At 46.1% G+C, this 25,361-nt stretch carries 36 protein-coding genes; all 36 read left to right on the forward strand.

Annotated elements, in window-relative coordinates:
- Position 1: 1 nt before the first annotated feature.
- The 36 genes from rpoC to dsbD all read left to right on the forward strand — a co-directional run bounded on the left by rpoC (position 2) and on the right by dsbD (position 25,358).
- Positions 2 to 4,264 carry a DNA-directed RNA polymerase subunit beta' gene (rpoC, locus tag ICN40_RS00150; protein ID WP_216241211.1) on the forward strand — a complete coding sequence of 1,421 codons (4,263 nt, stop codon included), beginning with the start codon at positions 2 to 4 and terminating at the stop codon, positions 4,262 to 4,264.
- 177 nt (positions 4,265 to 4,441) lie between these two features.
- Positions 4,442 to 4,822 carry a 30S ribosomal protein S12 gene (gene rpsL / locus ICN40_RS00155; RefSeq protein ID WP_072582063.1) on the forward strand — a complete coding sequence of 127 codons (381 nt, stop codon included), beginning with the start codon at positions 4,442 to 4,444 and terminating at the stop codon, positions 4,820 to 4,822.
- Between the two features lie 161 nt (positions 4,823 to 4,983).
- Entirely contained in the window at positions 4,984 to 5,454 is a 471-nt protein-coding gene (gene rpsG / locus ICN40_RS00160; RefSeq protein ID WP_011901897.1) for a 30S ribosomal protein S7, read from the forward strand.
- A 27-nt stretch (positions 5,455 to 5,481) separates the two neighbouring features.
- Complete coding sequence (gene fusA, locus ICN40_RS00165) at positions 5,482 to 7,584, forward strand: elongation factor G (RefSeq protein ID WP_072582064.1); 2,103 nt, start codon at positions 5,482 to 5,484, stop codon at positions 7,582 to 7,584.
- Positions 7,585 to 7,634: 50 nt separating this feature from the next.
- Entirely contained in the window at positions 7,635 to 8,825 is a 1,191-nt protein-coding gene (tuf, locus tag ICN40_RS00170) for an elongation factor Tu (protein ID WP_071464430.1), read from the forward strand.
- A gap of 119 nt (positions 8,826 to 8,944) precedes the next feature.
- The gene (gene rpsJ, locus ICN40_RS00175; protein WP_011901899.1) at positions 8,945 to 9,256 is read left to right on the forward strand and encodes a 30S ribosomal protein S10; all 312 of its coding nucleotides are present in this window, start codon (positions 8,945 to 8,947) and stop codon (positions 9,254 to 9,256) included.
- A 197-nt stretch (positions 9,257 to 9,453) separates the two neighbouring features.
- Entirely contained in the window at positions 9,454 to 10,110 is a 657-nt protein-coding gene (gene rplC, locus ICN40_RS00180) for a 50S ribosomal protein L3 (RefSeq protein ID WP_072582122.1), read from the forward strand.
- 11 nt (positions 10,111 to 10,121) lie between these two features.
- On the forward strand, positions 10,122 to 10,742 hold the full coding sequence (gene rplD, locus ICN40_RS00185; protein WP_011901901.1) for a 50S ribosomal protein L4: 621 nt from the start codon (positions 10,122 to 10,124) through the stop codon (positions 10,740 to 10,742).
- The gene (gene rplW / locus ICN40_RS00190; RefSeq protein ID WP_072582065.1) at positions 10,739 to 11,053 is read left to right on the forward strand and encodes a 50S ribosomal protein L23; all 315 of its coding nucleotides are present in this window, start codon (positions 10,739 to 10,741) and stop codon (positions 11,051 to 11,053) included. Before rplD ends, rplW begins: the two co-directional genes overlap by 4 nt.
- Before the next feature lie 2 nt (positions 11,054 to 11,055).
- Positions 11,056 to 11,886, forward strand: a complete 831-nt coding sequence (rplB, locus tag ICN40_RS00195; protein ID WP_215321274.1) for a 50S ribosomal protein L2 — start codon at positions 11,056 to 11,058, stop codon at positions 11,884 to 11,886.
- 20 nt (positions 11,887 to 11,906) lie between these two features.
- Complete coding sequence (gene rpsS, locus ICN40_RS00200) at positions 11,907 to 12,185, forward strand: 30S ribosomal protein S19 (protein WP_046329379.1); 279 nt, start codon at positions 11,907 to 11,909, stop codon at positions 12,183 to 12,185.
- Positions 12,186 to 12,192: 7 nt separating this feature from the next.
- Entirely contained in the window at positions 12,193 to 12,525 is a 333-nt protein-coding gene (rplV, locus tag ICN40_RS00205; RefSeq protein WP_202816811.1) for a 50S ribosomal protein L22, read from the forward strand.
- Positions 12,526 to 12,533: 8 nt separating this feature from the next.
- Positions 12,534 to 13,361: a 30S ribosomal protein S3 gene (rpsC, locus tag ICN40_RS00210; protein WP_216241213.1), complete on the forward strand. Its 828-nt coding sequence runs from the start codon at positions 12,534 to 12,536 to the stop codon at positions 13,359 to 13,361.
- Between the two features lie 2 nt (positions 13,362 to 13,363).
- A complete protein-coding gene (gene rplP / locus ICN40_RS00215; protein ID WP_011901907.1) occupies positions 13,364 to 13,777 on the forward strand; it encodes a 50S ribosomal protein L16 in 414 nt (137 codons plus the stop codon).
- A 14-nt stretch (positions 13,778 to 13,791) separates the two neighbouring features.
- Positions 13,792 to 13,986 carry a 50S ribosomal protein L29 gene (gene rpmC / locus ICN40_RS00220; protein WP_068320118.1) on the forward strand — a complete coding sequence of 65 codons (195 nt, stop codon included), beginning with the start codon at positions 13,792 to 13,794 and terminating at the stop codon, positions 13,984 to 13,986.
- A 12-nt stretch (positions 13,987 to 13,998) separates the two neighbouring features.
- Entirely contained in the window at positions 13,999 to 14,268 is a 270-nt protein-coding gene (gene rpsQ / locus ICN40_RS00225; protein WP_011901909.1) for a 30S ribosomal protein S17, read from the forward strand.
- Positions 14,269 to 14,451: 183 nt separating this feature from the next.
- Complete coding sequence (rplN, locus tag ICN40_RS00230; protein ID WP_072582069.1) at positions 14,452 to 14,820, forward strand: 50S ribosomal protein L14; 369 nt, start codon at positions 14,452 to 14,454, stop codon at positions 14,818 to 14,820.
- A 9-nt stretch (positions 14,821 to 14,829) separates the two neighbouring features.
- Entirely contained in the window at positions 14,830 to 15,138 is a 309-nt protein-coding gene (gene rplX, locus ICN40_RS00235) for a 50S ribosomal protein L24 (protein WP_011901911.1), read from the forward strand.
- A gap of 16 nt (positions 15,139 to 15,154) precedes the next feature.
- On the forward strand, positions 15,155 to 15,697 hold the full coding sequence (rplE, locus tag ICN40_RS00240; protein ID WP_046329383.1) for a 50S ribosomal protein L5: 543 nt from the start codon (positions 15,155 to 15,157) through the stop codon (positions 15,695 to 15,697).
- A gap of 9 nt (positions 15,698 to 15,706) precedes the next feature.
- A complete protein-coding gene (gene rpsN, locus ICN40_RS00245; RefSeq protein WP_011901913.1) occupies positions 15,707 to 16,012 on the forward strand; it encodes a 30S ribosomal protein S14 in 306 nt (101 codons plus the stop codon).
- Positions 16,013 to 16,036: 24 nt separating this feature from the next.
- Positions 16,037 to 16,432: a 30S ribosomal protein S8 gene (gene rpsH / locus ICN40_RS00250; RefSeq protein ID WP_011901914.1), complete on the forward strand. Its 396-nt coding sequence runs from the start codon at positions 16,037 to 16,039 to the stop codon at positions 16,430 to 16,432.
- Between the two features lie 10 nt (positions 16,433 to 16,442).
- On the forward strand, positions 16,443 to 16,976 hold the full coding sequence (rplF, locus tag ICN40_RS00255) for a 50S ribosomal protein L6 (RefSeq protein WP_216241215.1): 534 nt from the start codon (positions 16,443 to 16,445) through the stop codon (positions 16,974 to 16,976).
- Between the two features lie 13 nt (positions 16,977 to 16,989).
- Positions 16,990 to 17,343, forward strand: a complete 354-nt coding sequence (gene rplR / locus ICN40_RS00260; protein ID WP_046329386.1) for a 50S ribosomal protein L18 — start codon at positions 16,990 to 16,992, stop codon at positions 17,341 to 17,343.
- Between the two features lie 18 nt (positions 17,344 to 17,361).
- The gene (gene rpsE / locus ICN40_RS00265) at positions 17,362 to 17,880 is read left to right on the forward strand and encodes a 30S ribosomal protein S5 (protein ID WP_011901917.1); all 519 of its coding nucleotides are present in this window, start codon (positions 17,362 to 17,364) and stop codon (positions 17,878 to 17,880) included.
- Positions 17,881 to 17,904: 24 nt separating this feature from the next.
- Positions 17,905 to 18,093 carry a 50S ribosomal protein L30 gene (gene rpmD / locus ICN40_RS00270; protein ID WP_046329387.1) on the forward strand — a complete coding sequence of 63 codons (189 nt, stop codon included), beginning with the start codon at positions 17,905 to 17,907 and terminating at the stop codon, positions 18,091 to 18,093.
- Positions 18,094 to 18,120: 27 nt separating this feature from the next.
- On the forward strand, positions 18,121 to 18,561 hold the full coding sequence (gene rplO / locus ICN40_RS00275; RefSeq protein ID WP_071464448.1) for a 50S ribosomal protein L15: 441 nt from the start codon (positions 18,121 to 18,123) through the stop codon (positions 18,559 to 18,561).
- 17 nt (positions 18,562 to 18,578) lie between these two features.
- Positions 18,579 to 19,916 (forward strand): preprotein translocase subunit SecY, encoded by a 1,338-nt coding sequence (secY, locus tag ICN40_RS00280; RefSeq protein WP_072582070.1) that lies wholly within the window; start codon positions 18,579 to 18,581, stop codon positions 19,914 to 19,916.
- A 4-nt stretch (positions 19,917 to 19,920) separates the two neighbouring features.
- Positions 19,921 to 20,139, forward strand: a complete 219-nt coding sequence (gene infA, locus ICN40_RS00285) for a translation initiation factor IF-1 (protein WP_068320132.1) — start codon at positions 19,921 to 19,923, stop codon at positions 20,137 to 20,139.
- Positions 20,140 to 20,174: 35 nt separating this feature from the next.
- A complete protein-coding gene (gene rpmJ, locus ICN40_RS00290) occupies positions 20,175 to 20,291 on the forward strand; it encodes a 50S ribosomal protein L36 (protein WP_012357167.1) in 117 nt (38 codons plus the stop codon).
- Between the two features lie 24 nt (positions 20,292 to 20,315).
- The gene (gene rpsM, locus ICN40_RS00295; protein WP_071464450.1) at positions 20,316 to 20,681 is read left to right on the forward strand and encodes a 30S ribosomal protein S13; all 366 of its coding nucleotides are present in this window, start codon (positions 20,316 to 20,318) and stop codon (positions 20,679 to 20,681) included.
- Between the two features lie 18 nt (positions 20,682 to 20,699).
- On the forward strand, positions 20,700 to 21,107 hold the full coding sequence (rpsK, locus tag ICN40_RS00300; protein ID WP_011901923.1) for a 30S ribosomal protein S11: 408 nt from the start codon (positions 20,700 to 20,702) through the stop codon (positions 21,105 to 21,107).
- 118 nt (positions 21,108 to 21,225) lie between these two features.
- A complete protein-coding gene (rpsD, locus tag ICN40_RS00305; RefSeq protein WP_216241217.1) occupies positions 21,226 to 21,849 on the forward strand; it encodes a 30S ribosomal protein S4 in 624 nt (207 codons plus the stop codon).
- 23 nt (positions 21,850 to 21,872) lie between these two features.
- The gene (locus ICN40_RS00310; protein WP_215321281.1) at positions 21,873 to 22,853 is read left to right on the forward strand and encodes a DNA-directed RNA polymerase subunit alpha; all 981 of its coding nucleotides are present in this window, start codon (positions 21,873 to 21,875) and stop codon (positions 22,851 to 22,853) included.
- Positions 22,854 to 22,869: 16 nt separating this feature from the next.
- Positions 22,870 to 23,262 (forward strand): 50S ribosomal protein L17, encoded by a 393-nt coding sequence (gene rplQ, locus ICN40_RS00315; protein ID WP_072582073.1) that lies wholly within the window; start codon positions 22,870 to 22,872, stop codon positions 23,260 to 23,262.
- Between the two features lie 69 nt (positions 23,263 to 23,331).
- On the forward strand, positions 23,332 to 23,682 hold the full coding sequence (gene cutA / locus ICN40_RS00320) for a divalent-cation tolerance protein CutA (RefSeq protein WP_216241219.1): 351 nt from the start codon (positions 23,332 to 23,334) through the stop codon (positions 23,680 to 23,682).
- Entirely contained in the window at positions 23,679 to 25,358 is a 1,680-nt protein-coding gene (gene dsbD / locus ICN40_RS00325; protein ID WP_216241221.1) for a protein-disulfide reductase DsbD, read from the forward strand. Before cutA ends, dsbD begins: the two co-directional genes overlap by 4 nt.
- Positions 25,359 to 25,361: the final 3 nt, after the last annotated feature.

Below are 25,361 nucleotides of genomic sequence, written 5' to 3' on the forward strand. Positions count from 1 at the left end.
TATGAAAGCATTGCTCGATTTATTTAAGCAAACGCAGGGCGAAGAGCAGTTTGATGTCATCAAAATTGGTCTCGCATCTCCTGAGAAAATTCGCTCATGGTCTTTTGGTGAAGTACGCAAACCAGAAACCATCAACTACCGGACTTTTAAGCCCGAGCGTGATGGTTTGTTCTGCGCCAAGATTTTTGGACCAACCAAAGACTACGAGTGCTTATGCGGTAAGTACAAGCGTTTAAAGTTCCGTGGCGTAATCTGCGAGAAGTGCGGCGTTGAAGTTACTCTCGCTAAGGTACGTCGTGAGCGCATGGGTCACATTGAGTTGGCAGCCCCTGTAGCGCACATCTGGTTCTTGAAGTCATTGCCATCCCGTTTGGGTATGGTTCTCGATATGACATTGCGTGATATCGAGCGCGTTCTTTACTTTGAAGCATATGTAGTAGTTGATCCTGGTATGACTCCTGAAGGCGCGATGAAGCGCGGTCAGATCATGTCTGAAGATGAATACATTGCTAAGACCGAAGAGTATGGTGACGGTGCATTTACGGCCATCATGGGCGCGGAAGGTATTCGTGATCTCTTGCGTTCGATCGATATCGACCGCGAAGTAGAAACCATTCGTGCTGATTTAAAAGCCACTGGTAGTGATGCCAAGATCAAGAAATATGCTAAGCGCTTAAAAGTGCTCGAGGCGTTCCAGACTTCAGGTATTAAGCCTGACTGGATGATCATGGAAGTATTGCCGGTATTGCCACCTGAATTGCGCCCATTGGTGCCATTGGATGGCGGTCGCTTTGCCACTTCCGATTTGAACGACCTCTACCGTCGTGTGATCAACCGTAACAACCGTTTGAAGCGTTTGTTAGAGTTGCGCGCACCAGAGATCATCGTTCGTAACGAAAAACGCATGTTGCAAGAAGCGGTTGACTCATTGCTCGACAACGGTCGTCGCGGTAAGGCTATGACTGGCGCTAACAAGCGTCCTCTCAAGTCCTTGGCTGAGATGATTAAAGGTAAGAGCGGTCGTTTCCGTCAAAACTTGTTGGGTAAACGTGTTGACTACTCTGGTCGTTCAGTCATTGTGGTTGGCCCTACATTGAAATTACATCAGTGCGGCTTACCAAAATTAATGGCTTTGGAATTATTCAAGCCATTCATTTTCAACAAGCTTGAGACTTTAGGAATTGCAACGACCATTAAGGCTGCAAAGAAAGAAGTTGAAAGCCAGACTCCAATCGTTTGGGACATTCTCGAAGAAGTCATTCGTGAGCATCCAATCATGTTGAACCGTGCGCCTACATTGCACCGTCTCGGTATTCAGGCTTTCGAGCCAATGCTTATTGAAGGTAAAGCAATCCAATTGCACCCATTAGTCTGCGCGGCATTTAACGCCGACTTTGACGGTGACCAAATGGCGGTTCACGTTCCTTTGTCGCTCGAAGCGCAAATGGAAGCACGTACATTGATGTTGGCTTCGAACAACGTATTGTTCCCAGCTAACGGCGAACCATCTATCGTTCCTTCACAGGACGTGGTGTTGGGTCTGTATTACGCTACACGTGACAAGATCAACGGTAAGGGTGAAGGCATGGTCTTCGCTAACATTACTGAAGTAGTACGCGCATACGAAGCGGGTCAAGTTGAATTGGCTTCTCGTGTTGCTGTCCGTATTACTGAGTTTGAGATCGTGGATAAGAGGGCAGAGGGCGACGCCCGTTTTGCTGAAAAGACCAAGATCTACCAAACATCAGTTGGCCGTGCAATCTTGTCTGAGATTTTACCGAAGGGTATGTCTTTCGAGGAAATTAATAAGCCTTTGAAGAAAAAAGAAATCTCACGTTTGATCAACACATCATTCCGTAAGTGCGGTTTGCGTGAAACTGTGATTTTTGCCGACCGCCTCTTGCAGTCTGGTTTCCGTTTGGCAACCAACGCTGGTATCTCAGTTGCGATCGACGATATGCTGATCCCAACTTCTAAAGAGCGCATCATCACTGAGGCATCTGCCAAGGTTAAGGAGTATGACAAGCAGTTCATGTCAGGTCTCGTAACCAATCAAGAGCGTTATAACAACGTGGTTGATATTTGGGGTGCCGCAGGCGACCAAGTTGGCAAAGCAATGATGGATGAGTTGTCACACGTTGACGTACTCGATCGTAACGGTAAGACTGTGCGTCAAGAATCCTTTAACTCCATCTACATGATGGCAGATTCTGGTGCGCGTGGATCTGCAGCGCAGATTCGTCAGTTGGCTGGTATGCGTGGTTTGATGGCTAAGCCTGATGGCTCCATCATTGAAACCCCAATTACTGCGAACTTCCGTGAAGGTTTGAATGTATTACAGTACTTCATCTCAACTCACGGTGCTCGTAAAGGTCTGGCTGATACAGCGTTGAAGACAGCGAACTCGGGTTACTTGACACGTCGTTTATGCGACGTCACACAAGATCTCGTGGTGATCGAAGATGATTGCGGCGCAACTAATGGTGTAACCATGAAGGCGCTGGTTGAAGGCGGCGAAATTATCGAAGCGTTGCGTGACCGTATTTTGGGTCGTGTATGTATCGGTGACATTGTTCACCCTGACACACAAGAAGTCATTGTTCCGAACGACACATTGCTCGATGAAGATCACGTTGATCAAATCGTTGCATTGGGTATCGACGAAGTTAAAGTTCGCACAGTATTGTCTTGCTTAACTCGCTTTGGTTTGTGCGCGAAATGCTACGGACGTGATCTAGGTCGCGGTGGTTTGGTGAACGTTGGTGAAGCAGTAGGCGTGATCGCTGCTCAATCCATCGGTGAGCCAGGCACACAGTTAACTATGCGTACCTTCCACATCGGTGGTGCGGCGTCACGTGCCTTGGTTGCAAGCAATATTGAAGCTAAGTCTAATGGTGCCTTGAAGTTCTCTGCCACGATGCGTGTTGTCAAGAACGCGAAGGGCGAGCAGATTGTGATTTCACGTTCTGGCGAAGCCTTGATCGTTGATGAGAATGGTCGCGAGCGCGAGCGTCATAAAGTGCCTTATGGTGCAACTCTCTTGTTGAAAGAAGATGCAGCTGTTAAGGCTGGCGCAAGCTTGGCGACTTGGGACCCATTAACACGTCCGATTATTTCTGAGTACGCTGGTATCGCTCGCTTCGACAACGTTGAAGAAGGCGTAACCGTTGCTAAGCAGGTAGACGAAGTTACCGGTCTTTCCACCTTGGTGGTAATTGACGGTAAGCGTCGTTCTGCAGCAAGCAAAGGCGTTCGCCCAATGATCAACTTGGTTGATGACAAGGGTAACGAAGTCATGATCGCCGGTACTGATCACCCAGTAAACATTGGCCTCCAAGTGGGTGCGTTGATTACTGTTAAAGATGGTCAAAAAGTCGAAGTTGGTGAAGTATTGGCGCGTATTCCTATCGAATCACAGAAGACTCGCGACATTACCGGTGGTTTGCCACGCGTTGCTGAATTGTTCGAAGCACGTTCACCAAAAGATGCAGCTGTCTTGGCGAAAGTTACTGGAACAGTTTCCTTCGGTAAAGAAACCAAAGGTAAACAACGTTTGGTGATTACCGATATGGACGGCGAAGCCAATGAATTCTTGATTCCTAAAGAGAAGCAAGTTCTCGTTCATGACGGTCAAGTTGTGAACAAGGGCGAGATGATTGTGGAAGGCCCTGCTGATCCACATGATATCTTGACTCTCAGAGGCATTGAAGAGTTGGCGATCTATATCGTTGATGAAGTTCAAGACGTTTACCGTTTGCAAGGCGTGAAGATTAATGACAAGCACATTGAAGTGATCGTGCGTCAAATGTTGCGTCGTGTGCAGATCACTGATGGTGGCGATACCGCCTACATCACTGGTGAGCAAGTTGAGCGTTCAAAACTGTATGACGCTAACGATTTAGTGATTGCCGCAGGTAAGCGCCCAGCTCAGTTCGAAAACGTGCTGTTGGGCATTACTAAAGCATCCTTGTCGACTGACAGCTTCATTTCAGCGGCTTCTTTCCAAGAAACTACCCGTGTATTGACCGAAGCCGCAATTATGGGCAAGACCGATACACTCCGTGGCCTCAAGGAAAACGTCATTATTGGTCGTCTAATCCCTGCTGGTACCGGCTTGTCTTACCGCCGTGCACGCAAGGTCAGAGAGCAATTCGAGCGTGACCGCGCTCAAATGATTGCCGCCGAAGAGGAAGCAATAGCCAATATGCCTGTAGAAATAGAGGCTGAAGTCGTTGCTCCTGCTGGGGAGGCTGATCCGAGCTAATTTGGTAATTCTGGCCAGAAATGGCCAGTTTTTTCCCCATTTGGTTGACGGAAAAGGCTGGCCAAGCTAGAATGCTGAGTTCTACTGATTCAGAAGAGGGTCTTTTTGACCTAGAAATTCTCTAAGTCATTGATTTTCTTGAAGAAAGCAACAAAGAAGTACTAACCGAGCTATTTTATGCCAACAATTAATCAATTAATACGTAAGCCAAGATCCAGGCTGATCGTTAAAAGCAAGAGCCCTGCACTGGAAAACAGTCCGCAGCGCCGTGGTGTTTGTACACGTGTGTACACCACTACTCCTAAAAAGCCTAACTCTGCGCTTCGTAAAGTAGCCAAAGTTCGCTTAACCAATGGTTTTGAAGTTATTTCATACATTGGCGGTGAAGGCCATAACCTCCAGGAACACTCGGTAGTGTTGATTCGTGGTGGTCGTGTAAAGGATTTGCCAGGTGTTCGTTACCACATCGTTCGTGGCTCACTTGACTTGCAAGGTGTTAAAGACCGTAAGCAGTCACGTTCCAAGTACGGTGCTAAGCGCGCTAAGAAATCTGCTTAATCTTTCAATAGATTTTTGCTGAAGTATTTGTAGTAAGTCTTCGTTTGTCAGACTTAAAAGACAAGTAAGTGGTTGTTCCGTCTAAGAATCTTCTTAGATAGTAGGGCAACCGGAGCGGGTGATCCATGTGGGTCGCCCCTAACTGAACTGAAGGAGTAGTTATGCCACGTCGTCGTGAAGTTCCCAAACGGGAAATTTTGCCGGATCCAAAATTCGGTAATGTAGAAGTAGCTAAATTCATGAACGTCCTCATGTTGGACGGCAAGAAATCGGTTGCAGAGCGTATCGTTTACGGTGCCTTTGATCACATCGAGAAAAAAGCAAACAAAGAACCACTCGAAATTTTCTCAACAGCTATGGGCAACGTTAAGCCAATGGTTGAGGTGAAGAGCCGTCGTGTTGGTGGCGCTAACTACCAGGTTCCTGTTGAAGTTCGCCCATCACGCCGTTCTGCTTTGGCAATGCGCTGGGTGCGCGAAGCCGCTAAAAAGCGCGGTGAGAAATCTATGGCTCAACGTTTGGCCAACGAATTATTAGAAGCTGCAGAAGGTCGCGGCGGAGCAATGAAGAAGCGTGAAGAAGTTCACCGTATGGCAGAAGCTAACAAAGCTTTCTCACATTTCCGCTTCTAATCAAATAGTAAAGAAAAGGCACCAACAGTGGCACGTAAAACCCCCATCGACAGATACCGCAATATTGGTATCTCTGCGCACATTGACGCAGGCAAGACAACAACTACAGAACGCGTTTTGTTCTACACCGGTGTTAATCATAAGATTGGTGAAGTACATGATGGCGCTGCAACCATGGACTGGATGGAACAAGAGCAAGAGCGTGGTATCACGATTACTTCTGCTGCTACTACAACGTTCTGGAAGGGTATGGCTGGTAATTTCCCAGAGCACCGCATCAATATTATTGATACCCCAGGACACGTAGATTTCACTATTGAAGTTGAGCGTTCAATGCGCGTTTTGGATGGTGCTTGCATGGTTTACTGTGCGGTAGGTGGTGTACAGCCCCAATCTGAAACTGTTTGGCGTCAAGCTAACAAGTATCAAGTTCCACGTTTGGCTTTCGTAAACAAGATGGACCGCACCGGTGCGAACTTCTTTAAGGTCTATGACCAGATGAAGTTACGCCTTAAAGCAAATCCTATCTTGATCCAGATTCCTATTGGCGCTGAAGAAAACTTCAAGGGCGTTGTGGACTTGGTAAAAATGAAGGCCATCTATTGGGATGAGGCTTCACAAGGCACTAAGTTTAGCTACGAAGAGATTCCTGCTGAATTAAAGGCATCTGCAGATGAGTGGCGCGAAAAGATGGTTGAGGCCGCTGCTGAAAGTTCAGAAGAGTTGATGGAGAAGTATCTCGGTGGCGAAGAGTTAACCGAAGAAGAAATCAAAAAAGCGTTGCGTCAACGTACGATTGCTAATGAAATCATTCCAATGATGTGCGGAACTGCTTTCAAAAACAAAGGCGTTCAGGCGATGTTGGATGCGGTGGTTGAGTTGTTGCCATCCCCATTAGACGTTCCACCTGTTCCTTGTGAATTGGAAGACGGCACACCAACTACACGTAAAGCTGACGATGCTGAGAAATTCTCTGCATTGGCATTTAAGATCATGACTGACCCATTTGTTGGCCAGCTCATCTTCTTCCGCGTTTACTCGGGCGTAATGAAATCTGGCGACACAATCTACAACCCAATCAAGGGTAAGAAAGAGCGTGTTGGTCGTTTATTGCAAATGCATGCAAACCAACGTGAAGAAATTAAAGAAGTTTACGCAGGGGATATCGCTGCTGCAGTTGGTCTAAAAGATGCAACTACTGGCGAAACATTGTGCGACCCAGATAGCATTGTTATTTTGGAGCGCATGGTATTCCCAGAGCCAGTGATCTCACAAGCTGTTGAGCCAAAAACTAAGCCTGACCAAGAAAAAATGGGCCTTGCTTTGAACCGCTTGGCACAAGAAGATCCTTCTTTCCGCGTTAAAACGGATGAAGAGTCTGGCCAGACAATTATTTCTGGAATGGGCGAGCTCCATTTGGAAATTTTGGTTGATCGTATGCGTCGTGAATTTGGTGTTGAAGCCACTGTTGGTAAGCCACAAGTTGCCTATCGCGAAACTATTCGTAAAGTTTGCGAAGAAATCGAAGGTAAGTTTGTTAAGCAGTCTGGTGGTCGCGGTCAATACGGTCACGTGGTATTGAAGCTTGAGCCACAAGAGCCAGGTAAAGGTTTTGAATTCATTGACGCTATTAAGGGCGGTGTAGTTCCACGCGAATACATCCCTGCTGTAGAAAAAGGAATTCGCGAAACATTGAACTCCGGTATTTTGGCTGGTTATCCAGTCGTTGATATCAAAGCTACATTGTTCTTCGGTTCATACCATGATGTTGACTCCAATGAAAACGCATTTAAGATGGCGGGCTCTATGGCATTCAAAGACGGTATGCGTAAAGCAGCGCCAGTGTTACTTGAGCCGATGATGGCTGTTGAAGTAGAAACACCAGAAGATTTCATGGGTAACGTAATGGGCGATCTCTCATCCCGTCGCGGTATTTTGCAAGGTATGGACGACATTCCAGGCGGCGGTAAGATTGTTCGCGCTGAAGTGCCGTTGGCAGAGATGTTTGGTTACTCAACTGGCTTGCGCTCGTTGACCCAAGGTCGCGCTACCTACACCATGGAGTTTAAGCATTATTCCGAAGCACCGAAGAACGTTGCTGAAGCAGTTATGGCTGCTAAAGCGAAGTAATTTATCCACATTAATTTTGAATATTGACTAGCTAAAGAAGGCAGACAAAAATGGCAAAAGAAAAATTCGAGCGGACAAAACCGCACGTAAACGTAGGCACCATCGGTCACGTTGACCACGGTAAAACTACATTGACAGCAGCAATTGCAACCGTGCTTTCTAAAGCATTCGGTGGCGAAGCTAAAGCATACGATCAGATCGATGCTGCTCCTGAAGAAAAAGCACGTGGTATTACGATTAATACTGCGCACGTTGAGTACGAGACAGCAAACCGTCACTACGCACACGTGGATTGCCCAGGACATGCTGACTACGTGAAGAACATGATTACTGGTGCTGCTCAGATGGACGGCGCTATTTTGGTTTGTTCTGCTGCTGACGGCCCAATGCCACAAACTCGTGAACACATCCTCTTGGCACGCCAAGTGGGTGTTCCTTACATCGTGGTGTTCTTGAACAAGTGCGACATGGTTGATGACGCTGAATTGTTAGAGCTCGTTGAAATGGAAGTTCGTGAGCTTTTATCTAAGTACAACTTCCCTGGCGATGACACACCAATCATCCAAGGTTCTGCTAAGTTAGCTTTAGAAGGCGACGAAGGCCCATTGGGTAAAGAAGCCATCATGAAATTGGCTGAAGCACTCGATACATACATCCCAACTCCAGAGCGTGCTGTTGACGGCGCGTTCTTGATGCCAGTAGAAGACGTGTTCTCTATCTCCGGTCGCGGTACTGTTGTTACAGGCCGTATCGAGCGCGGTATCGTTAAAGTAGGCGAAGAGATCGAAATCATCGGTATCAAGCCAACACTCAAGACCACTTGTACTGGTGTTGAAATGTTCCGTAAATTGCTCGACCAAGGTCAAGCAGGCGATAACGTTGGTATCTTGTTACGCGGTACAAAACGTGAAGAAGTTGAGCGCGGCCAAGTATTGGCTAAGCCAGGTTCAATCACCCCACATACTCACTTTACAGCCGAGGTGTACATCTTGGGTAAAGATGAAGGTGGTCGTCATACTCCATTCTTTAACAACTATCGTCCACAGTTTTACTTCCGCACAACGGACGTAACTGGTTCAATCGAGTTGCCAAAAGACAAAGAAATGGTCATGCCTGGCGATAACGTCACGATTACCGTAAAACTCATCGCGCCAATCGCGATGGAAGAAGGTTTACGTTTTGCGATCCGTGAAGGTGGCCGTACTGTTGGCGCCGGCGTGGTTGCAAAGATTTTGGCTTAAGTAGTAAGTTTTAATAAAAATATTTAGCGGTTTGCTAACCGGTGACATCAGTGCTGCTGATGTCACCGAGCTCTTTAGATGTATAACGTGGCAGCACCACAACGCTCTTTGGAATTAATATGCAAAACCAAAAAATTCGTATTCGCCTTAAAGCATTTGATTACCGTTTGATCGACCAGTCTGCAGCTGAAATCGTTGATACAGCTAAGCGCACTGGTGCAGTTGTTAAGGGTCCAGTACCTTTGCCAACCCGTATTGAGCGTTTTGATATCTTGCGTTCACCACACGTGAACAAGACATCCCGTGATCAGTTAGAGATCCGCACCCATCTCCGTTTGATGGATATCGTTGATCCTACAGAGAAAACTGTAGATGCTTTGATGAAATTAGATCTCCCAGCAGGTGTGGACGTCGAAATTAAGTTGCAGTAATTTGTTGTTTCCGGTCTTTTTGCTTGTCAAGACTGGGTTTTCGGGATAGAATCTAAGGCTTCGCTCAATTATTTGGGCGAAAATCTTAGTTTTATCAGCACTAAAAACGTTGTAAGTTATTGATTTAGAAGTACTTTTACTTGTAAATCACTTAAATTAATTTTGCCGACCAATCGAAGTCGGCGTGGAGCATGAATATGAGCTTAGGCTTAATCGGCCGCAAGGTCGGCATGACCCGTCTATTTACGGACGAAGGGGATTCAATTCCTGTGACCGTAATTGACGTGAGCGACAACAGAATCGCTCAAATCAAGACCCAGGCAACTGATGGCTATGATGCTATCCAGTTAGCACATGGCACGCGTAGAGCTACTCGCGTTACTAAAGCAATGGCTGGTCACTTCGCCAAAGCTGGTGTGATGGCAGGTAACGGCCTCAACGAATTCCAATTAGACGCAGCAAAAATTGCAGAGATGACACCAGGACAAGTTATTCCTGCTGACACTGCATTTACTGCTGGTCAAAAAGTGGACGTACAAGGCGTGTCTATCGGTAAGGGCTACGCAGGTACCATCAAGCGTTATCACTTCGCTTCTGGTCGTGCATCCCACGGTAACTCACGTTCACATAACGTACCAGGCTCTATCGGTATGGCGCAAGATCCAGGTCGAGTTTTCCCTGGTAAGCGTATGACCGGTCACTTGGGTGACGTTACACGTACAGTTCAAAATTTAGTCATCGCACGCATTGATTCAGAACGTAATCTGATCATGGTTAAAGGCGCCATTCCAGGTGCCCCAGGCGGTAAAGTTATTGTTACTCCAGCGGTGAAGACACCGTTGAAGAAGAAATAAGGAGAGCGAATATGGAACTTAAGCTTCTCCAAGACAACGGTACTTTAGGTGCAGGCGTACAAGCTTCACCAGAAGTATTCGAACGTGAATATAACGAAGCATTGGTACACCAAGTTGTAGTGGCTTACCAAGCTAATGCACGTAGCGGTAACCGTGCACAAAAAGACCGTGAGCAAGTTAAGCACACAACCAAGAAACCTTGGCGTCAAAAAGGTACTGGTCGTGCACGTGCTGGTATGAGCTCTTCCCCGCTGTGGCGTGGAGGTGGCCGTATATTCCCGAATTCTCCAGAAGAGAATTTCAGCCAAAAAGTAAACAAGAAAATGTACCGCGCTGGTATGAGATCTATTTTGTCTCAGTTAGCTCGCGAAGGTCGTTTGAATGTTGTTGATCAATTTTCTCTTGACGCTCCAAAGACTAAAGTTTTAGCTGACAAAGTTAAAGCAATGGGCTTGGATTCAGTCTTGATTATTGTTGATCAGGTTAGCGAGAATTTGTACTTGGCATCACGTAACTTGCATAAGGTTGCCGTATGTGAGCCACAGCACGCTGATCCATTAGCTTTGGTCCAATACAAAAAAGTGTTGGTTAGCAAAGCTGCGATCGCAAAAATTGAGGAGTTGCTGAAATGAGCCAAGTCCGTAAAAATGATCACAATCTAATGAGGGTTCTGCTTGGACCGGTTATCTCTGAAAAAGCCACTATGGTTGCAGAGAAAAACGAACAAGTAGTTTTCCAAGTAGCTCGCGACGCAAATAAGCTCGATGTAAAACAAGCAGTTGAATTGCTCTTCAAAGTGCAAGTTGACTCAGTTCAAATCGTGAATCAAAAGGGTAAGCCTAAGCGCTACGGCCGTTTTGAAGGTCGTCGTGACCACACTAAGAAGGCCTACGTAAGCTTGAAGCCAGGTCAAGAAATTAACTTTGAAGCGGAGGCGAATTAATCATGCCTTTGATGAAGACAAAACCGACCTCACCAGGTCGTCGTTCAATGGTCAAGGTGGTAAATCCTGACCTGCATAAAGGTAAACCTTTTGCAGCGTTAGTAGAGCCACAATTCCAAAAAGCGGGTCGTAACAATAATGGTCACATCACTACCCGTCATAAAGGTGGTGGTCATAAGCATCACTATCGTGTTGTTGATTTCAAACGCAATGACAAAGATGGTATTCCAGCAAAAGTTGAACGCTTGGAATACGATCCAAACCGTAGTGCAAATATTGCATTGATCGTGTTTGCTGATGGTGAGCGTCGCTACATTCTGGCTGCTAAAGGAATGACTGTTGGTCAAGCCTTGATGAGTGGTTCAGAGGCTCCAATTAAGTCTGGCAATAACTTGCCAATCCGTAATATTCCTGTTGGTAGCACAATTCACTGTGTAGAAATCATGCCAGGTAAGGGTGCTCAAGTAGCACGCTCGGCCGGTGGTTCAGCAGTATTGCTAGCCCGTGAAGGCGTATACGCTCAAGTGCGTTTGCGCTCAGGCGAAGTGCGTCGTGTTCTGATTGAGTGCCGCGCCACTATTGGTGAAGTTGGTAACGAAGAGCACAGCTTGCGTGTTATCGGTAAAGCTGGTGCAAATCGCTGGCGTGGTATTCGCCCAACCGTTCGCGGTGTGGCAATGAACCCAGTAGATCACCCGCATGGTGGTGGTGAAGGTAAAACTGGCGAAGGCCGTGTACCAGTATCTCCATGGGGCACTCCAACCAAAGGTTATCGTACACGTCGTAACAAGCGTACAACATCGATGATCGTTCAACGTCGTCAAAAGCGTTAAGCGATTAAGGAAAAATAGATATGACACGTTCAGCTAAAAAAGGCCCATTTTGCGAAGCCAGCTTGGTAAACAAGGTTGAAGTCGCACAAGCCAACAAAGACAAAAAGCCGATCAAAACTTGGTCACGCCGTTCAACAATCCTCCCAGACTTTATTGGTCTGACGATTGCTGTGCATAACGGTCGTCAACACGTTCCGGTTTATGTATCAGAAAACATGGTGGGTCATAAGTTAGGCGAATTTGCCTTGACCCGTACTTTCAAAGGTCACGCTGCCGACAAGAAAGTAACGAAGAAGTAAGGGGATGATGATGGAAGTTAAAGCTATTCACAAGAGCGCCCGCATTTCTGCGCAAAAGACACGTTTGGTCGCAGACCAAATTCGTGGTTTGCCAATTGCACGCGCATTAAACATTTTGAATTTCAGCCCCAAGAAAGCTGCCTTCATTGTGAAAAAAGTGGTTGAGTCTGCAGTGGCCAACGCTGAACACAATAAAGGTGCTGATATTGATGAGCTCAAGGTTTCAACAATTATTGTTGATAAAGGCACTTCCTTGAAGCGCTTCACAGCACGCGCTAAGGGTCGTGGTAATCAAATTGAAAAACAAACATGTCACATTACCGTGACCTTGAGTAACTAAGGAAAGATATGGGACAAAAGATAAACCCAACCGGATTCCGACTCGCGGTAACGAAGAATTGGACATCACGTTGGTATGCAAACAATACTGACTTCGCGAAGATGTTGAAAGAGGACGTAGATGTCCGCATCTATCTCAAGAAGAAGTTGAAGAATGCATCCGTAAGTAAAGTTGTGATTGAGCGTCCTGCAAAGAATGCCCGCATTACTATCTATAGCTCACGTCCAGGCGTTGTAATCGGTAAAAAAGGCGAAGATATTGAAGTGCTCCGCCGCGAATTGCAAAAGCGTATGGGTGTTCCAGTCCACGTAAACATTGAAGAAATTCGTAAGCCAGAAGTTGATGCGCAATTAATTGCTGACTCAATTACTCAGCAGCTCGAAAAACGTATCATGTTCCGTCGTGCGATGAAGCGTGCAATGCAAAATGCAATGCGTCTTGGCGCACAAGGTATCAAGATCATGTCATCAGGTCGTTTGAATGGTGCTGAGATTGCTCGTCGCGAATGGTATCGCGAAGGTCGCGTTCCACTTCATACATTGAAGGCTGATATTGATTACGCAACATCAGAAGCTGAAACTACATACGGCATCATTGGTGTAAAAGTTTGGGTATACAAAGGTGACACATTGGGTCGTGATGCAGAAGCTCAAGTAGCTGCTCCATCCGCTGAACCAGCTGCCGAAGAAAAGAAAACTCGTCGTGCCCCAAGCAAGACAGCTGCTCGTAAACCAGCCGCTGGCACAGACAAGCCATTAGTTGCTGCTAAGCCAGCAGTAAAGCGTGTGCGTAAGGTTGAAACACCTGCCGCAGATACGCAGAAGTCAGGAGAGTAAGCATGCTACAACCAAAGCGTCGCAAGTATCGTAAGGAACAAAAAGGTCGTAACACTGGCGTGGCAACACGTGGTAGTTCCGTAGCCTTTGGTGACTTTGGATTGAAGGCCGTTGGCCGTGGTCGTTTGACTGCTCGTCAAATCGAGTCAGCACGTCGTGCAATGACTCGTCACATTAAACGTGGTGGCCGTATTTGGATTCGTATTTTCCCAGATAAGCCAATTTCACAAAAACCTGCTGAAGTACGTATGGGTAACGGTAAAGGTAATCCAGAGTACTACGTAGCTGAAATTCAACCAGGCAAAGTGCTCTACGAGATGGACGGTGTTGACGAGCAATTGGCGCGCGAAGCTTTCAAGCTTGCTGCTGCTAAGTTGCCTTTACAGACCACTTTCGTGATTCGCCACTTAGGTTGATCGGGATAGAGATTATGAAAAATACAGAATTAGCTTCAAAAGATCTGAATGCATTGAATGCAGAGTTAACCGAGTTGCTAAAGACCGGTTTCAAGCTCCGTATGCAAAAAGGCACTCAGCAACTCACAAATACCAGCCAATTGGGTAAAAATAAGCGCGACATCGCTCGTGTGAAGACTTTTATCGCCCAAAAGACTGCACAGAAATAAGGAAAAAGGGATATGACAGAATTATCTAAACCCTTGCGCCGCACCCTCGTGGGACGCGTTGTTAGCGACAAAATGCAAAAAACTGTGACGGTGTTGGTTGAGCGTCAAGTTAAGCATCCAGTGATCGGTAAATACGTTGGCCAATCTAAAAAGTACCACGCTCATGACGAAGCTGGCACATACAAGATGGGTGATACCGTTGAAATTGCTGAATCTAAGCCAATTTCACGCACTAAATCTTGGGTTGTGACCCGTTTGGTTGAGGCTTCAAAGGGTATTTAAAGAAATATTGGGGATTTTGGTGAAGATTCTTCCCAAATCCCTTTTTTACGTAGTAGAATAGAAGGCTTCTCTGGTTTTATTGGAGAAGCAGTGTTTTTCATTAATTCCGGGTTTTAACTCTCGTTAAAGCCCATAGACGGAACCAAGACTGTTTGCCTTTGGCCAATAAGTTGGGGATTAGAAATGATACAAACCGAAAGTAGATTACAGGTTGCCGATAACACAGGCGCCAGTGAAGTGTTGTGCATCAAGGTATTGGGCGGCTCTAAGCGTCGTTACGCCAGTATCGGTGATGTCATCAAAGTCAGCGTTAAGTCTGCTGCTCCACGTGGCCGTGTTAAAAAAGGTGACATTTATAACGCCGTAGTAGTGAGAACTGCTAAGGGTGTTCGCCGTCCAGATGGTTCATTGATTAAGTTCGATGGCAACGCTGCGGTATTGCTCAACGCTAAGTTAGAGCCAATTGGCACACGTATCTTTGGACCAGTGACGCGCGAGTTGCGTACTGAAAAGTTCATGAAGATCGTTTCTCTCGCCCCCGAAGTTATTTAAGAGGCTGATATGAAAAAGATTCGTAAAGGTGATTCCGTAGTTCTGTTGACTGGTCGCGATAAGGGCAAGCAAGGAACTGTTACAGCCGTTCTCGAGAACAAGTTAGTGATCGAAGGCGTAAACATTTATAAAAAGAGCGTTAAGCCAAATCCAGCTGCCGGTGTTACTGGCGGCATGATTGACAAGACGATGCCTGTTCACATTTCTAATGTGGCTGTGGTTGACGGTAACGGCAAGCCATCACGTGTTGGTATCAAACTCGTTGATGGTAAAAAGCAGCGTTTCCTCAAAACCACTGGCGCAACTTTAAGCGCATAAGGGGCACGGAGAAATTATGAGCACACGTTTTCAAGAACACTATCAAGCTAAAGTTGTTGCAGATTTGATCGCCAAATTTGGTTACAAATCTGTAATGGAAGTTCCACGTATCACCAAAGTTACCCTGAACATGGGCTTGGGTGATGCAGTGAACGATAAGAAAATTATCGAAAATGCAGTTGGCGATTTAACTAAAGTTGCGGGCCAAAAGCCAGTTGTAACTAAAGCCAAAAAAGCGATTGCAGGTTTCAAAATTCGTCAAGGCTACCCAATCGGTGCCATGGTGACATTGCGTGGTGCACGCATGTACGAATTCTTGGATCGTTTCGTTACTGTTGCATTGCCACGAGTACGTGACTTCCGCGGTATCTCTGGTAAAGCATTTGACGGCCGTGGTAACTACAACATCGGCGTTAAAGAACAAATCATTTTCCCTGAAATCGAATACGACAAGATTGATGCCCTCCGCGGTCTCAATATCAGTATTACGACGACTGCTAAAACCGACGAAGAAGCAAAAGCTTTGTTGGCAGCATTCAAATTCCCTTTCCGCAATTAAGAGGCTAACGTGGCAAAACTATCCCTAATTGAGCGCGAGAATAAGCGCGCAAAAACTGTAGAGAAGTACGCTGTAAAGCGTGCCGAACTCAAAGCGATCATTGCTGATCAGTCACGCAGCGATGAAGAGCGCTATGAAGCTCGCTTGAAGCTACAGGCACTTCCACGTAACGCAAGCCCGATTCGTCAAAGAAATCGTTGTTCATTAACCGGTCGACCACGTGGCACATTCCGTAAATTCGGTTTGGCTCGTAGCAAGATTCGTGAAATCGCCTTCCGTGGCGAAATCCCCGGTTTAACCAAGGCCAGCTGGTAAGCGGCGAAAGAATTAGGAGAACTCATGAGTATCAGCGATCCAATCGCCGACATGTTGACAAGGATCCGCAATGCGCAAGCAGTGCAGAAACCCGTAGTCTTGATGCCGTCGTCAAAAGTAAAAGTAGCCATCGCAAAAGTTTTGCAAGATGAAGGCTATATCGAAAGTTTTGAAATCAAAGGTGAAGCAGCTAAGCCAGTGCTCCATATTGATCTCAAATACTATGCAGGCCGTCCTGTTATTGAGCGTATTGACCGTGTATCAACACCAAGTCTGCGTATCTATAAAGGCCGCCATGACATTCCAGAAGTAATGAATGGCTTGGGCATTGCAATTATTTCAACCCCTCAAGGCGTAATGACAGACCGTAAAGCACGTGCAACAGGCGTGGGCGGCGAAGTTATTTGCTACGTAGCTTAAGGAGCGAAATATGTCCCGCGTAGGTAAATCACCAATTACAGTTCCCAAGGGCGCTGAAATCAGCATCAACGGTGCAAACGTTACTGTTAAAGGCCCATTGGGTACTTTGACACACAACTTGCATCCTTCTGTTGGTTTGAAACAAGAAGATGGCGTATTGATAGTTGTTTTAAATAACGACTCACCAGAAGCTGGTGCACAGTCAGGTACAGCCCGTGCTTTGGTTAACAACATGGTTGTTGGCGTAACTGCTGGCTTTGAGCGCAAGCTCAGCTTGGTAGGCGTTGGTTACCGTGCTGCTGCTCAAGGCGAAACATTGAAATTGCAGTTAGGTTTCTCACACGACATTATTTACAACCTGCCAAAGGGTGTGAAGGCTGAGACTCCAACTCAAACTGAAATCATTATCAAAGGTTCCAACAAGCAGCAAGTTGGCCAGGTCGCAGCTGAAGTTCGCGCATACCGTTCACCAGAGCCATACAAAGGCAAAGGCGTTCGCTACGTGGATGAGGTTGTGCATCTGAAAGAAACTAAGAAGAAGTAAGCGAGATTAAAAAATGAATAAAGACGAATCCAGACAAAGACGCGCTAGGCAGACTCGTATTCGCATTGCCGAAGCTTTGGCAAATCGCTTAACAGTTATCCGTAGCAATACTCATATTTCTGCCCAGGTTTATAGCCCATGCGGAACCAAAGTTGTAGCAGCTGCTTCAACAATGGAAAAAGATTTGCGCCAAGCAATCAAAAACGGCGGCAACGCTGAAGCGGCAAAACAAATCGGCAAGTTAGTTGCTGAGCGTGCTGTTAAGGCAGGCATTGTTGATGTTGCATTTGATCGCTCCGGTCATCGTTACCACGGCCGTATTAAGGCCTTAGCTGAAGCTGCGCGTGAAGCCGGCCTGAAGTTCTAATAGGGTTTAGGAAAAAACATGGCAAAAATGCAAACTAAGATGCAAAACGAAGAGCGTGATGATGGTCTTCGCGAGAAGATGATTGCTGTTAATCGTGTAACTAAAGTGGTTAAGGGTGGTCGTATTCTCGGCTTCGCTGCACTGACTGTAGTTGGCGATGGCGATGGCCGCATCGGCATGGGTAAAGGCAAATCAAAAGAAGTTCCAGTTGCAGTTCAAAAAGCAATGGACGAAGCTCGTCGCAAGATGATCAAGGTAACTTTGCGTAAAGGTACTTTGCAGCACACTGTTACTGGCCAACATGGCGCATCACGCGTTTTGATTTCTCCAGCTAAAGACGGTACTGGAATTATCGCTGGTGGCCCAATGCGCGCAATTTTCGACGTAATGGGCGTAACAAATGTGGTTGCTAAGTCACTTGGCTCTACAAACCCATACAACTTGGTTCGTGCAACCATTGATGGTTTGAGCAAAATGAGTACTCCTGCTGAGATTGCTGCTAAACGCGGTAAGTCAGTTGAAGAGATTCTCGGCTAAGACCAAAAGATTAGGAATCTACAAATGACAACAACTAACTCCAAAGTCAAACTGCAATTAGTACGCAGCTTGATCGGTACACGCGAAAGCCACCGTGCAACTGTACGAGGCTTAGGCCTTCGTCGAATCAATTCAGTTTCTGAATTGGAAGACACTCCAGCTGTTCGCGGCATGATTAATAAAGTTTCTTATCTAGTTAAAGTCGTTGGCTAATAACTAGCAAGTAAATAGGCGAAGAATATGCAACTCAACACAATTAAACCTGCAGAAGGCTCCAAGAAAAACCGTCGTCGCGTTGGACGCGGCATTGGTTCTGGTCTTGGTAAAACTGCTGGCCGTGGTCACAAAGGTCAAAAATCCCGTTCTGGTGGTTTCCACAAGGTTGGATTTGAAGGCGGTCAGATGCCTATGTATCGTCGTTTGCCTAAACGCGGTTTCGTGTCTTTGACACGTCGTCACGTTGGTCAAATTACATTGAACGATTTAGCAAAAATCAATTTGCCAGAAGTGGACTTATTGGTATTGAAGGCACACGGCTTTGCTGGTGAGCAAATCAATGCAGTTAAGGTTATCAAGACTGGCGAACTCAAGATTGCTGTAACCCTCAAGGGTATTACAGCAACTGCCGGCGCAAAAGCAGCTATCGAAGCAGCCGGCGGCAAATTGGTTGAATTAGTTTAATAGGTCTTTTAGTAGATATGGCATTAGCACCTACCAATAACGCAAGCACTGCAGCAACAGGTGGTAAGTTTGGCGAATTACGCCAACGCTTAGTCTTTCTGGTGTTGGCTTTGCTCGTGTTCCGTTTGGGTGCTCATATTCCAGTCCCTGGAATCGATCCAGATCAATTGGCACAGTTGTTTTCTGGTCAAAAAGACGGCATCTTGGGAATGTTCAACTTGTTCTCTGGTGGCGCCTTATCTCGCTTCACGGTATTTGCTTTGGGAATCATGCCGTACATTTCTGCATCGATCATCATGCAGTTAATGACGATTGTTGTGCCTTCTCTAGAGTCTTTGAAAAAAGAAGGCCAAGCAGGTCAACGGAAGATTACTCAGTACACGCGCTACGGCACTGTATTCTTGGCTACATTCCAAGCATTAGGTATTTCCGTTGCTTTGCAGGCTCAACCAGGTTTAGTGATTAACCCAGGTTTGATGTTTGAATTGAATACAGTAGTTACTTTGGTAACAGGCACAATGTTCTTAATGTGGTTGGGTGAGCAAATTACTGAGCGTGGCTTGGGTAATGGTATCTCCATCATCATTTTTGGCGGTATTGTTTCTGGTTTACCAAATGCATTGGCAAGCTTGTTAGAGTTGGTACGTACTGGCTCAATGAATATTATTTCTGCTCTCTTGATCGTTGTGATCGTAGTAGCGGTAACTTATTTTGTGGTGTTTGTAGAGCGTGGTCAGCGCCGGATCTTGGTGAACTACGCCAAGCGTCAAGTTGGTAATAAGATTTACGGCGGCCAATCTTCTTACTTCCCATTGAAGTTAAACATGGCAGGTGTTATTCCTCCGATTTTTGCTTCATCGATTATTTTGTTCCCCGCAACGATTGCTGGCTGGTTTACATCAGGTGAGCCAACCAATATGTTCAGCAGAATTATTAAAGACTTAGCAGCGACTTTAGCTCCCGGTCAACCTGTGTACACCATTTTGTACGCAGCAGCGATTATTTTCTTCTGTTTCTTCTATACCGCATTGGTATTTAACAGCCGTGAAACTGCTGAGAACTTGAAGAAAAGTGGCGCATTTGTTCCTGGTATTCGTCCGGGCGACCAAACAGCGCGTTATATCGATAAGATCTTGGTGCGCTTAACTTTGGCCGGTGCAATTTATATGGTTTTGGTTTGCTTGTTGCCAGAATTCTTAGTATTGAAGTACAACGTGCCGTTCTATTTCGGCGGTACTTCATTGTTGATTATTGTGGTTGTTGCAATGGATTTCATGGCTCAAGTCCAGTCATTCGTGATGCAGCAGCAGTACGGCTCTTTGATGAAGAAAGCCAACTTTAAGATGGGCGCTTAACTGAATGTCTAAAGACGATGTAATTCAGATGGCGGGAGAAGTTGTAGAGAATTTGCCGAACGCGATGTTTCGCGTGAAGCTGGAAAACGGACATGTGGTTCTAGGGCACATTTCCGGAAAGATGCGGATGCATTACATCCGTATTTTGCCGGGAGACAAGGTGACGGTGGAGATGACTCCTTACGACCTAACGCGCGCCAGAATCATTTTCCGCGCGAAGTAAAGATTAAGAAGTACCAATTTTTTTAGAGGTGAGTTATGAAAGTTTTAGCATCCGTTAAGTGTATTTGCAGAAATTGCAAGATCATTAAGCGCAAACGCGTTGTTCGCGTGATCTGTTCTTCAGACGCACGTCATAAGCAGCGTCAAGGCTGATCTGGTTAATTAAGAGGAAATCTCATGGCACGTATCGCTGGGGTAAACATCCCAAATCATCAACATACTGTTATCGGTTTAACAGCTATTTTTGGCATTGGCACAACTCGTGCTAACAAAATTTGTCAAACCACAGGTGTTGCAATCAATAAAAAAGTTAAAGATCTTACTGACGCTGACTTGGAAAAGTTACGTGATGAAGTAGGTAAGTTCATCACTGAAGGTGACCTTCGTCGTGAAGTAACTATGAGCATCAAGCGTTTGATGGACTTAGGTTGCTACCGTGGCGTACGTCATCGTAAGGGCTTGCCTGTACGTGGTCAACGTACTAAGACAAACGCTCGTACCCGTAAGGGCCCGCGTAAGTCTGGCGTGCAACTGAAGAAATAATCAAGAAAGTTTATTGACATGGCAAAACAACAATCCGCTTCCGCCGCTTCACAGCGCGCTCGTAAGAAGGTTAAAAAGAACGTTGCTGACGGTATTGCACACGTTCATGCTTCTTTTAATAACACCATCATTACGATCACTGATCGTCAAGGAAATGCGCTTTCATGGGCAACTTCTGGCGGCCAGGGTTTCAAGGGCTCACGTAAATCAACACCTTTTGCTGCTCAGGTAGCTGCAGAAGTTGCTGGTAAAGCAGCTGTTGAATGCGGCATCAAGAACTTGGAAGTTCAAATCAAAGGCCCAGGCCCAGGTCGTGAATCAGCAGTTCGTGCACTGAACTCATTAGGTATCAAGATCACTGAGATTCAAGACGTAACTCCAGTTCCACATAATGGTTGCCGTCCTCCTAAGCGTCGTCGTATTTAAGCTTGGAAGTTGGCAGTACAACAGTTTCAGTAGTTTTTTATTAAAGCCCACTGTTCGCCTGTTTTAAAAGGCGAACTCACCGTCGGTCGTAAGACTGCGGCAAAGAAAGGAAAGCATCGTGGCACGTTACTTAGGGCCTAAGGCCAAATTAGCACGTCGGGAAGGTACCGACTTATTTTTAAAGAGCGCTCGTCGCGCCCTGTCAGACAAGTGCAAGTTAGATACTAAGCCTGGTCAACATGGCCGTACATCTGGCTCAAGAACATCTGATTACGGTAATCAATTGCGTGAAAAGCAAAAGGTTAAGCGTATCTACGGCGTGTTAGAGCGTCAATTCCGTCGTTACTTCGCAGAAGCAGAGCGTCGTAAGGGCAACACTGGCGAAACATTGCTCCAGTTGCTTGAGTCACGTTTAGACAATGTGGTTTATCGCATGGGTTTTGGTTCAACACGCGCTGAAGCACGTCAGTTGGTTTCTCACTGTGCAATTTTGCTCAATGGTAGCCCTGTTAATATTCCATCAATTCAGGTTAAGCCTGGTGATGTAGTTGCGATTCGTGAAAAAGCGAAGAAGCAAGCGCGTATTGCAGAATCACTCAATTTGGTTGGACAAATGGCAGCTGTTACTTGGGTTTCAGTTGACGCAACTAAGCTCGAGGGAACATTTAAGCAAGTGCCTGACCGTGAAGATATTAGCGGTGAAATTAATGAAAGTTTGATCGTCGAATTGTATTCACGCTAATTAGGCACTCTCAAGGAAAAAATATGCAAACAAATTTGCTCAAGCCAAAGATTATTTCTGTTGAAGCGCTTACCGCCAACCAAGCTAAGGTTGTTATGGAGCCGTTCGAGCGTGGCTATGGCCACACACTCGGAAATGCATTACGTCGCGTACTCTTGTCCTCGATGGTTGGTTATGCGCCAACTGAAGTAGCTATTGCTGGTGTTGTTCATGAGTACTCCACATTGGATGGAGTTCAAGAGGACGTAGTAAACCTCTTGTTGAACCTCAAAGGTATCGTATTTAAATTGCAGTCACGTGATGAAGTTACTATCAATTTGCGTAAAGAAGGCCCAGGCGTTGTTACAGCAAAAGATATCGACTTGCCACATGATGTAGAAATCATGAACCCTGATCATGTGATCGCTCACTTGTCAGCTGGTGGTAAGTTGGACATGCAGATCAAGGTTGAAAAAGGCCGTGGTTATGTACCTGGTAACGTTCGTCAGTACAGCGACGAAGCTACTAAGATCATTGGTCGTATTGTGTTGGATGCCTCATTCAGCCCAGTAAGTCGTGTTAGCTATGCTGTTGAGTCTGCTCGTGTTGAGCAACGTACCGACCTCGATCGTTTAGTAATGACGATTGAAACTAACGGTGTGTTGTCTCCTGAAGAAGCAATTCGTCAAGCAGCTAGCATCTTGGTTGATCAATTAGTTGTATTCGCGGCTCTTGAGAGCAGCGAAGTTTCTGGTGATTTAGCACCAAGCCGCTCATCAATGGTTGATCCAATGTTGATGCGTCCGGTTGATGATCTCGAGCTCACAGTTCGCTCTGCAAACTGCTTGAAGGCTGAGAACATTTACTACATCGGTGACTTGATTCAACGTACTGAGAATGAATTGTTGAAGACGCCTAATCTGGGTCGCAAATCTTTGAATGAAATCAAAGATGTATTGGCTGCTCGTGGCTTAAGTCTTGGCATGAAACTCGAAAGTTGGCCTCCAGCTAACCTCGAGAAATAATTAGAAAGGAAGCATCATGCGTCACGGAAACGGCTTACGCAAACTAAACAGAACATCATCACATCGCCTAGCGATGCTGCGCAACATGTCCAATTCACTTTTGGAGCACGAAGTCATTAAAACGACTTTGCCAAAAGCAAAAGAATTGCGCATGGTTGTTGAGCCCTTGATTACCTTAGGTAAAAAAGACAACTTAGCAAACCGTCGCTTAGCATTCAATCGCACACGTGATCGCGATATCGTAGCTAAACTCTTCACAGAGCTCGGCCCACGTTACGCAACACGTCCAGGTGGCTACCTTCGTATTTTGAAGTTTGGCTTCCGTCATGGCGACAATGCACCAATGGCTTTGGTTGAGTTGGTAGATCGCCCAGAAGTTGAAGAAACAGCAGTAACTGAAGAGGCTTAAGTCTCGGTGTTGCGGTAAAAAGCCAGGCTTCGGTCTGGCTTTTTTCATTTATCCGGTTATAAATACAGAATGTTTGAAAACTCTCCAGCTAATTCCAGTAAGCTTTTGGTAGTGCTTACGAGTCTTCCCAATCTGGAGGCTGCCACAGCTTTGGCAAGAGCCTTGGTGGAGAGAAAATTCGCTGCTTGTGTGCAGCTTACAAACGGCATTCAATCGATTTATCGCTGGGAGGGTAAAGTTTGCGAGGAGCATGAAGTATTGCTTGCGGCAAAAACGACTGAGTCAAAGTGGCCTGAGATTTCAGCCTTTATTCAAAGCGCGCATCCTTATGACTTACCAGAAATATTGGCCTTTTCCCCGGAGCAATATGAAAAGCAATACGGCAAGTGGGTACAGTCTGAGGTAAATTCGAAGTCATGAGAATGCATTCCTTTGTAGCAAAGGTCTTTGCCCTATTTTTATTCCTGTCCGCGCAAGTTTTTGCTGCGCCGGATTTCTTGCCCCCAGAGAAAGCGTTCCGAGTGGAGGCTACTTGGTTGGAAAATTCCAATCAAGTGGAGCTGGAATTTTTGCCTGCTAAAGGCTATTACATCTATCAAGAATCTTTAAAGTTTCAAGCGGGCACGCAGGCCGAGAAGCTAATCAATATAAGGCCTTCATTGCCAACGGGTGTGGTGAAGTTTGATGAGACTTTTCAGAAAAAACTGCAAGTTTATAAAGAACCCTTCCTAGTACTTTTAGATATAAAGCCTGCCGATGGCAAGCCGATCCATGCAGCTGTAACACTGCAAGGTTGCGCGGAGGCAGGCATTTGCTATCCACCTATGACCCTGAAATTTTTACTCGCCGGTCCCGGGGTTAAGGTTGCTCCGATTCCAGATGCTTTAGATAGTATGCCTTTGTCTAACACCCAGGCTAGTGGCGAATTCCGCTTGGCTGATTTATGGCGTGAGCGTGATGACGTCAATGCTATTGCTCGCTTTTTAGAAAGCACTTCAACTGCTTATTTATTGCTAGCTTTCTTTGTATTGGGGCTTGCGCTCGCTTTTACACCCTGCATCCTTCCCATGTTGCCTATTTTGTCGAGCGTTATCTTTGGCACTCAAGACGGTAAGGCTGTAACCAAGGGGCGTGCCAGCATCTTAGCGCTGGCCTATGTTTTTGGTATGGCATTGGTATACGCCTTGGCAGGAGTGCTTATGGCAGCCCTTGGTGGGAGCGTACAGCGGGCTTTGCAGAGTCCCTTCGCATTAGCTGCTTTTGCCCTATTACTTTTAGCCCTTTCAGGCAGTTTATTTGGCTTATATGACCTTCGGTTGCCGCAATCATGGCATCACCATGTAGATCGGTTGGCAGGGCGTCAAAAGGGCGGCAATGTGTTTGGCGCTTTTGCTTTGGGGGGTATTTCTACTTTAGTGGCCAGCCCCTGTATTACTGCGCCCCTAGCGGGCGTTTTGGCCTTTATTGCGCAAACCGGCTCTATGAGCCTAGGCGCAGGACTCCTTTTTGTAATGGCCCTAGGAATGGGTTTGCCACTATTTTTTATTGCGATTGAGGCCCGTATTCTGATTCCATCCACGGGTATTTGGATGGTTTATTTGCAGCGTACCTTGGGAGTTCTTCTGGTCGCCACGGCAGTATGGATTGCCTCGCCATTGATCCAGAAAAATGATCTTGCGGGAACCACAAAAACAGTCAATGGCCAGAGTATTCATCAAGTAGGTGATTTATCTTTTGTGGTGATTCATTCGCCTGCGGAGTTGGATGCGCAATTAAGCAAAGCCAAAGAGGGGAAGAAAGTGGTCCTCCTAGATTTTTATGCGGACTGGTGTATTAGCTGTAAGGAGATGGAAGTAAGTACCTTTTCAAATCCAGAAGTAAGTAAAGAGCTAAAACAGTTTGTCTTATTGCAAGCGGACGTTACTGCAAACAGCCCTGAGAACCAGGCATTACTGAAGCGCTTCGGTTTATTTGGTCCCCCAGGAATTCTGATCTTTAATCAAAATTCAGAAGAGCTAAAAGATCAACGTGTGATTGGCTACATGCCACCCCAGCGTTTTATTGAACGATTAAAACAGGCAGCAAGCACTCAATAAAAA

Origin of the sequence: Polynucleobacter sp. Fuers-14 (genome assembly GCF_018882045.1) — a bacterium.
In the GTDB taxonomy this organism is placed as follows: domain Bacteria; phylum Pseudomonadota; class Gammaproteobacteria; order Burkholderiales; family Burkholderiaceae; genus Polynucleobacter.

Bases quoted from the DNA above. Each gene is read 5' to 3' on its own strand.
- rplF (WP_216241215.1), top strand. From the start codon at position 16,443: ATGTCCCGCGTAGGTAAATCACCAATTACAGTTCCCAAGGGCGCTGAA.
- rplX (WP_011901911.1), top strand. From the start codon at position 14,830: ATGAAAAAGATTCGTAAAGGTGATTCCGTAGTTCTGTTGACTGGTCGC.
- rplW (WP_072582065.1), top strand. From the start codon at position 10,739: ATGAGCCAAGTCCGTAAAAATGATCACAATCTAATGAGGGTTCTGCTT.
- rpsL (WP_072582063.1), top strand. From the start codon at position 4,442: ATGCCAACAATTAATCAATTAATACGTAAGCCAAGATCCAGGCTGATC.
- rpmC (WP_068320118.1), top strand. From the start codon at position 13,792: ATGAAAAATACAGAATTAGCTTCAAAAGATCTGAATGCATTGAATGCA.
- rplO (WP_071464448.1), top strand. From the start codon at position 18,121: ATGCAACTCAACACAATTAAACCTGCAGAAGGCTCCAAGAAAAACCGT.
- dsbD (WP_216241221.1), top strand. From the start codon at position 23,679: ATGAGAATGCATTCCTTTGTAGCAAAGGTCTTTGCCCTATTTTTATTC.
- rplE (WP_046329383.1), top strand. From the start codon at position 15,155: ATGAGCACACGTTTTCAAGAACACTATCAAGCTAAAGTTGTTGCAGAT.
- infA (WP_068320132.1), top strand. From the start codon at position 19,921: ATGTCTAAAGACGATGTAATTCAGATGGCGGGAGAAGTTGTAGAGAAT.
- rplQ (WP_072582073.1), top strand. From the start codon at position 22,870: ATGCGTCACGGAAACGGCTTACGCAAACTAAACAGAACATCATCACAT.
- rpmD (WP_046329387.1), top strand. From the start codon at position 17,905: ATGACAACAACTAACTCCAAAGTCAAACTGCAATTAGTACGCAGCTTG.
- rpsM (WP_071464450.1), top strand. From the start codon at position 20,316: ATGGCACGTATCGCTGGGGTAAACATCCCAAATCATCAACATACTGTT.
- rplV (WP_202816811.1), top strand. From the start codon at position 12,193: ATGATGGAAGTTAAAGCTATTCACAAGAGCGCCCGCATTTCTGCGCAA.
- rplR (WP_046329386.1), top strand. From the start codon at position 16,990: ATGAATAAAGACGAATCCAGACAAAGACGCGCTAGGCAGACTCGTATT.
- rpsH (WP_011901914.1), top strand. From the start codon at position 16,037: ATGAGTATCAGCGATCCAATCGCCGACATGTTGACAAGGATCCGCAAT.
- rplN (WP_072582069.1), top strand. From the start codon at position 14,452: ATGATACAAACCGAAAGTAGATTACAGGTTGCCGATAACACAGGCGCC.
- rpsE (WP_011901917.1), top strand. From the start codon at position 17,362: ATGGCAAAAATGCAAACTAAGATGCAAAACGAAGAGCGTGATGATGGT.
- rpmJ (WP_012357167.1), top strand. From the start codon at position 20,175: ATGAAAGTTTTAGCATCCGTTAAGTGTATTTGCAGAAATTGCAAGATC.
- rplD (WP_011901901.1), top strand. From the start codon at position 10,122: ATGGAACTTAAGCTTCTCCAAGACAACGGTACTTTAGGTGCAGGCGTA.
- rplC (WP_072582122.1), top strand. From the start codon at position 9,454: ATGAGCTTAGGCTTAATCGGCCGCAAGGTCGGCATGACCCGTCTATTT.
- rpsQ (WP_011901909.1), top strand. From the start codon at position 13,999: ATGACAGAATTATCTAAACCCTTGCGCCGCACCCTCGTGGGACGCGTT.
- rpsC (WP_216241213.1), top strand. From the start codon at position 12,534: ATGGGACAAAAGATAAACCCAACCGGATTCCGACTCGCGGTAACGAAG.
- rpsS (WP_046329379.1), top strand. From the start codon at position 11,907: ATGACACGTTCAGCTAAAAAAGGCCCATTTTGCGAAGCCAGCTTGGTA.
- rpsK (WP_011901923.1), top strand. From the start codon at position 20,700: ATGGCAAAACAACAATCCGCTTCCGCCGCTTCACAGCGCGCTCGTAAG.
- cutA (WP_216241219.1), top strand. From the start codon at position 23,332: ATGTTTGAAAACTCTCCAGCTAATTCCAGTAAGCTTTTGGTAGTGCTT.
- rpsG (WP_011901897.1), top strand. From the start codon at position 4,984: ATGCCACGTCGTCGTGAAGTTCCCAAACGGGAAATTTTGCCGGATCCA.
- secY (WP_072582070.1), top strand. From the start codon at position 18,579: ATGGCATTAGCACCTACCAATAACGCAAGCACTGCAGCAACAGGTGGT.
- rpsJ (WP_011901899.1), top strand. From the start codon at position 8,945: ATGCAAAACCAAAAAATTCGTATTCGCCTTAAAGCATTTGATTACCGT.
- tuf (WP_071464430.1), top strand. From the start codon at position 7,635: ATGGCAAAAGAAAAATTCGAGCGGACAAAACCGCACGTAAACGTAGGC.
- rplP (WP_011901907.1), top strand. From the start codon at position 13,364: ATGCTACAACCAAAGCGTCGCAAGTATCGTAAGGAACAAAAAGGTCGT.
- rplB (WP_215321274.1), top strand. From the start codon at position 11,056: ATGCCTTTGATGAAGACAAAACCGACCTCACCAGGTCGTCGTTCAATG.
- rpoC (WP_216241211.1), top strand. From the start codon at position 2: ATGAAAGCATTGCTCGATTTATTTAAGCAAACGCAGGGCGAAGAGCAG.
- ICN40_RS00310 (WP_215321281.1), top strand. From the start codon at position 21,873: ATGCAAACAAATTTGCTCAAGCCAAAGATTATTTCTGTTGAAGCGCTT.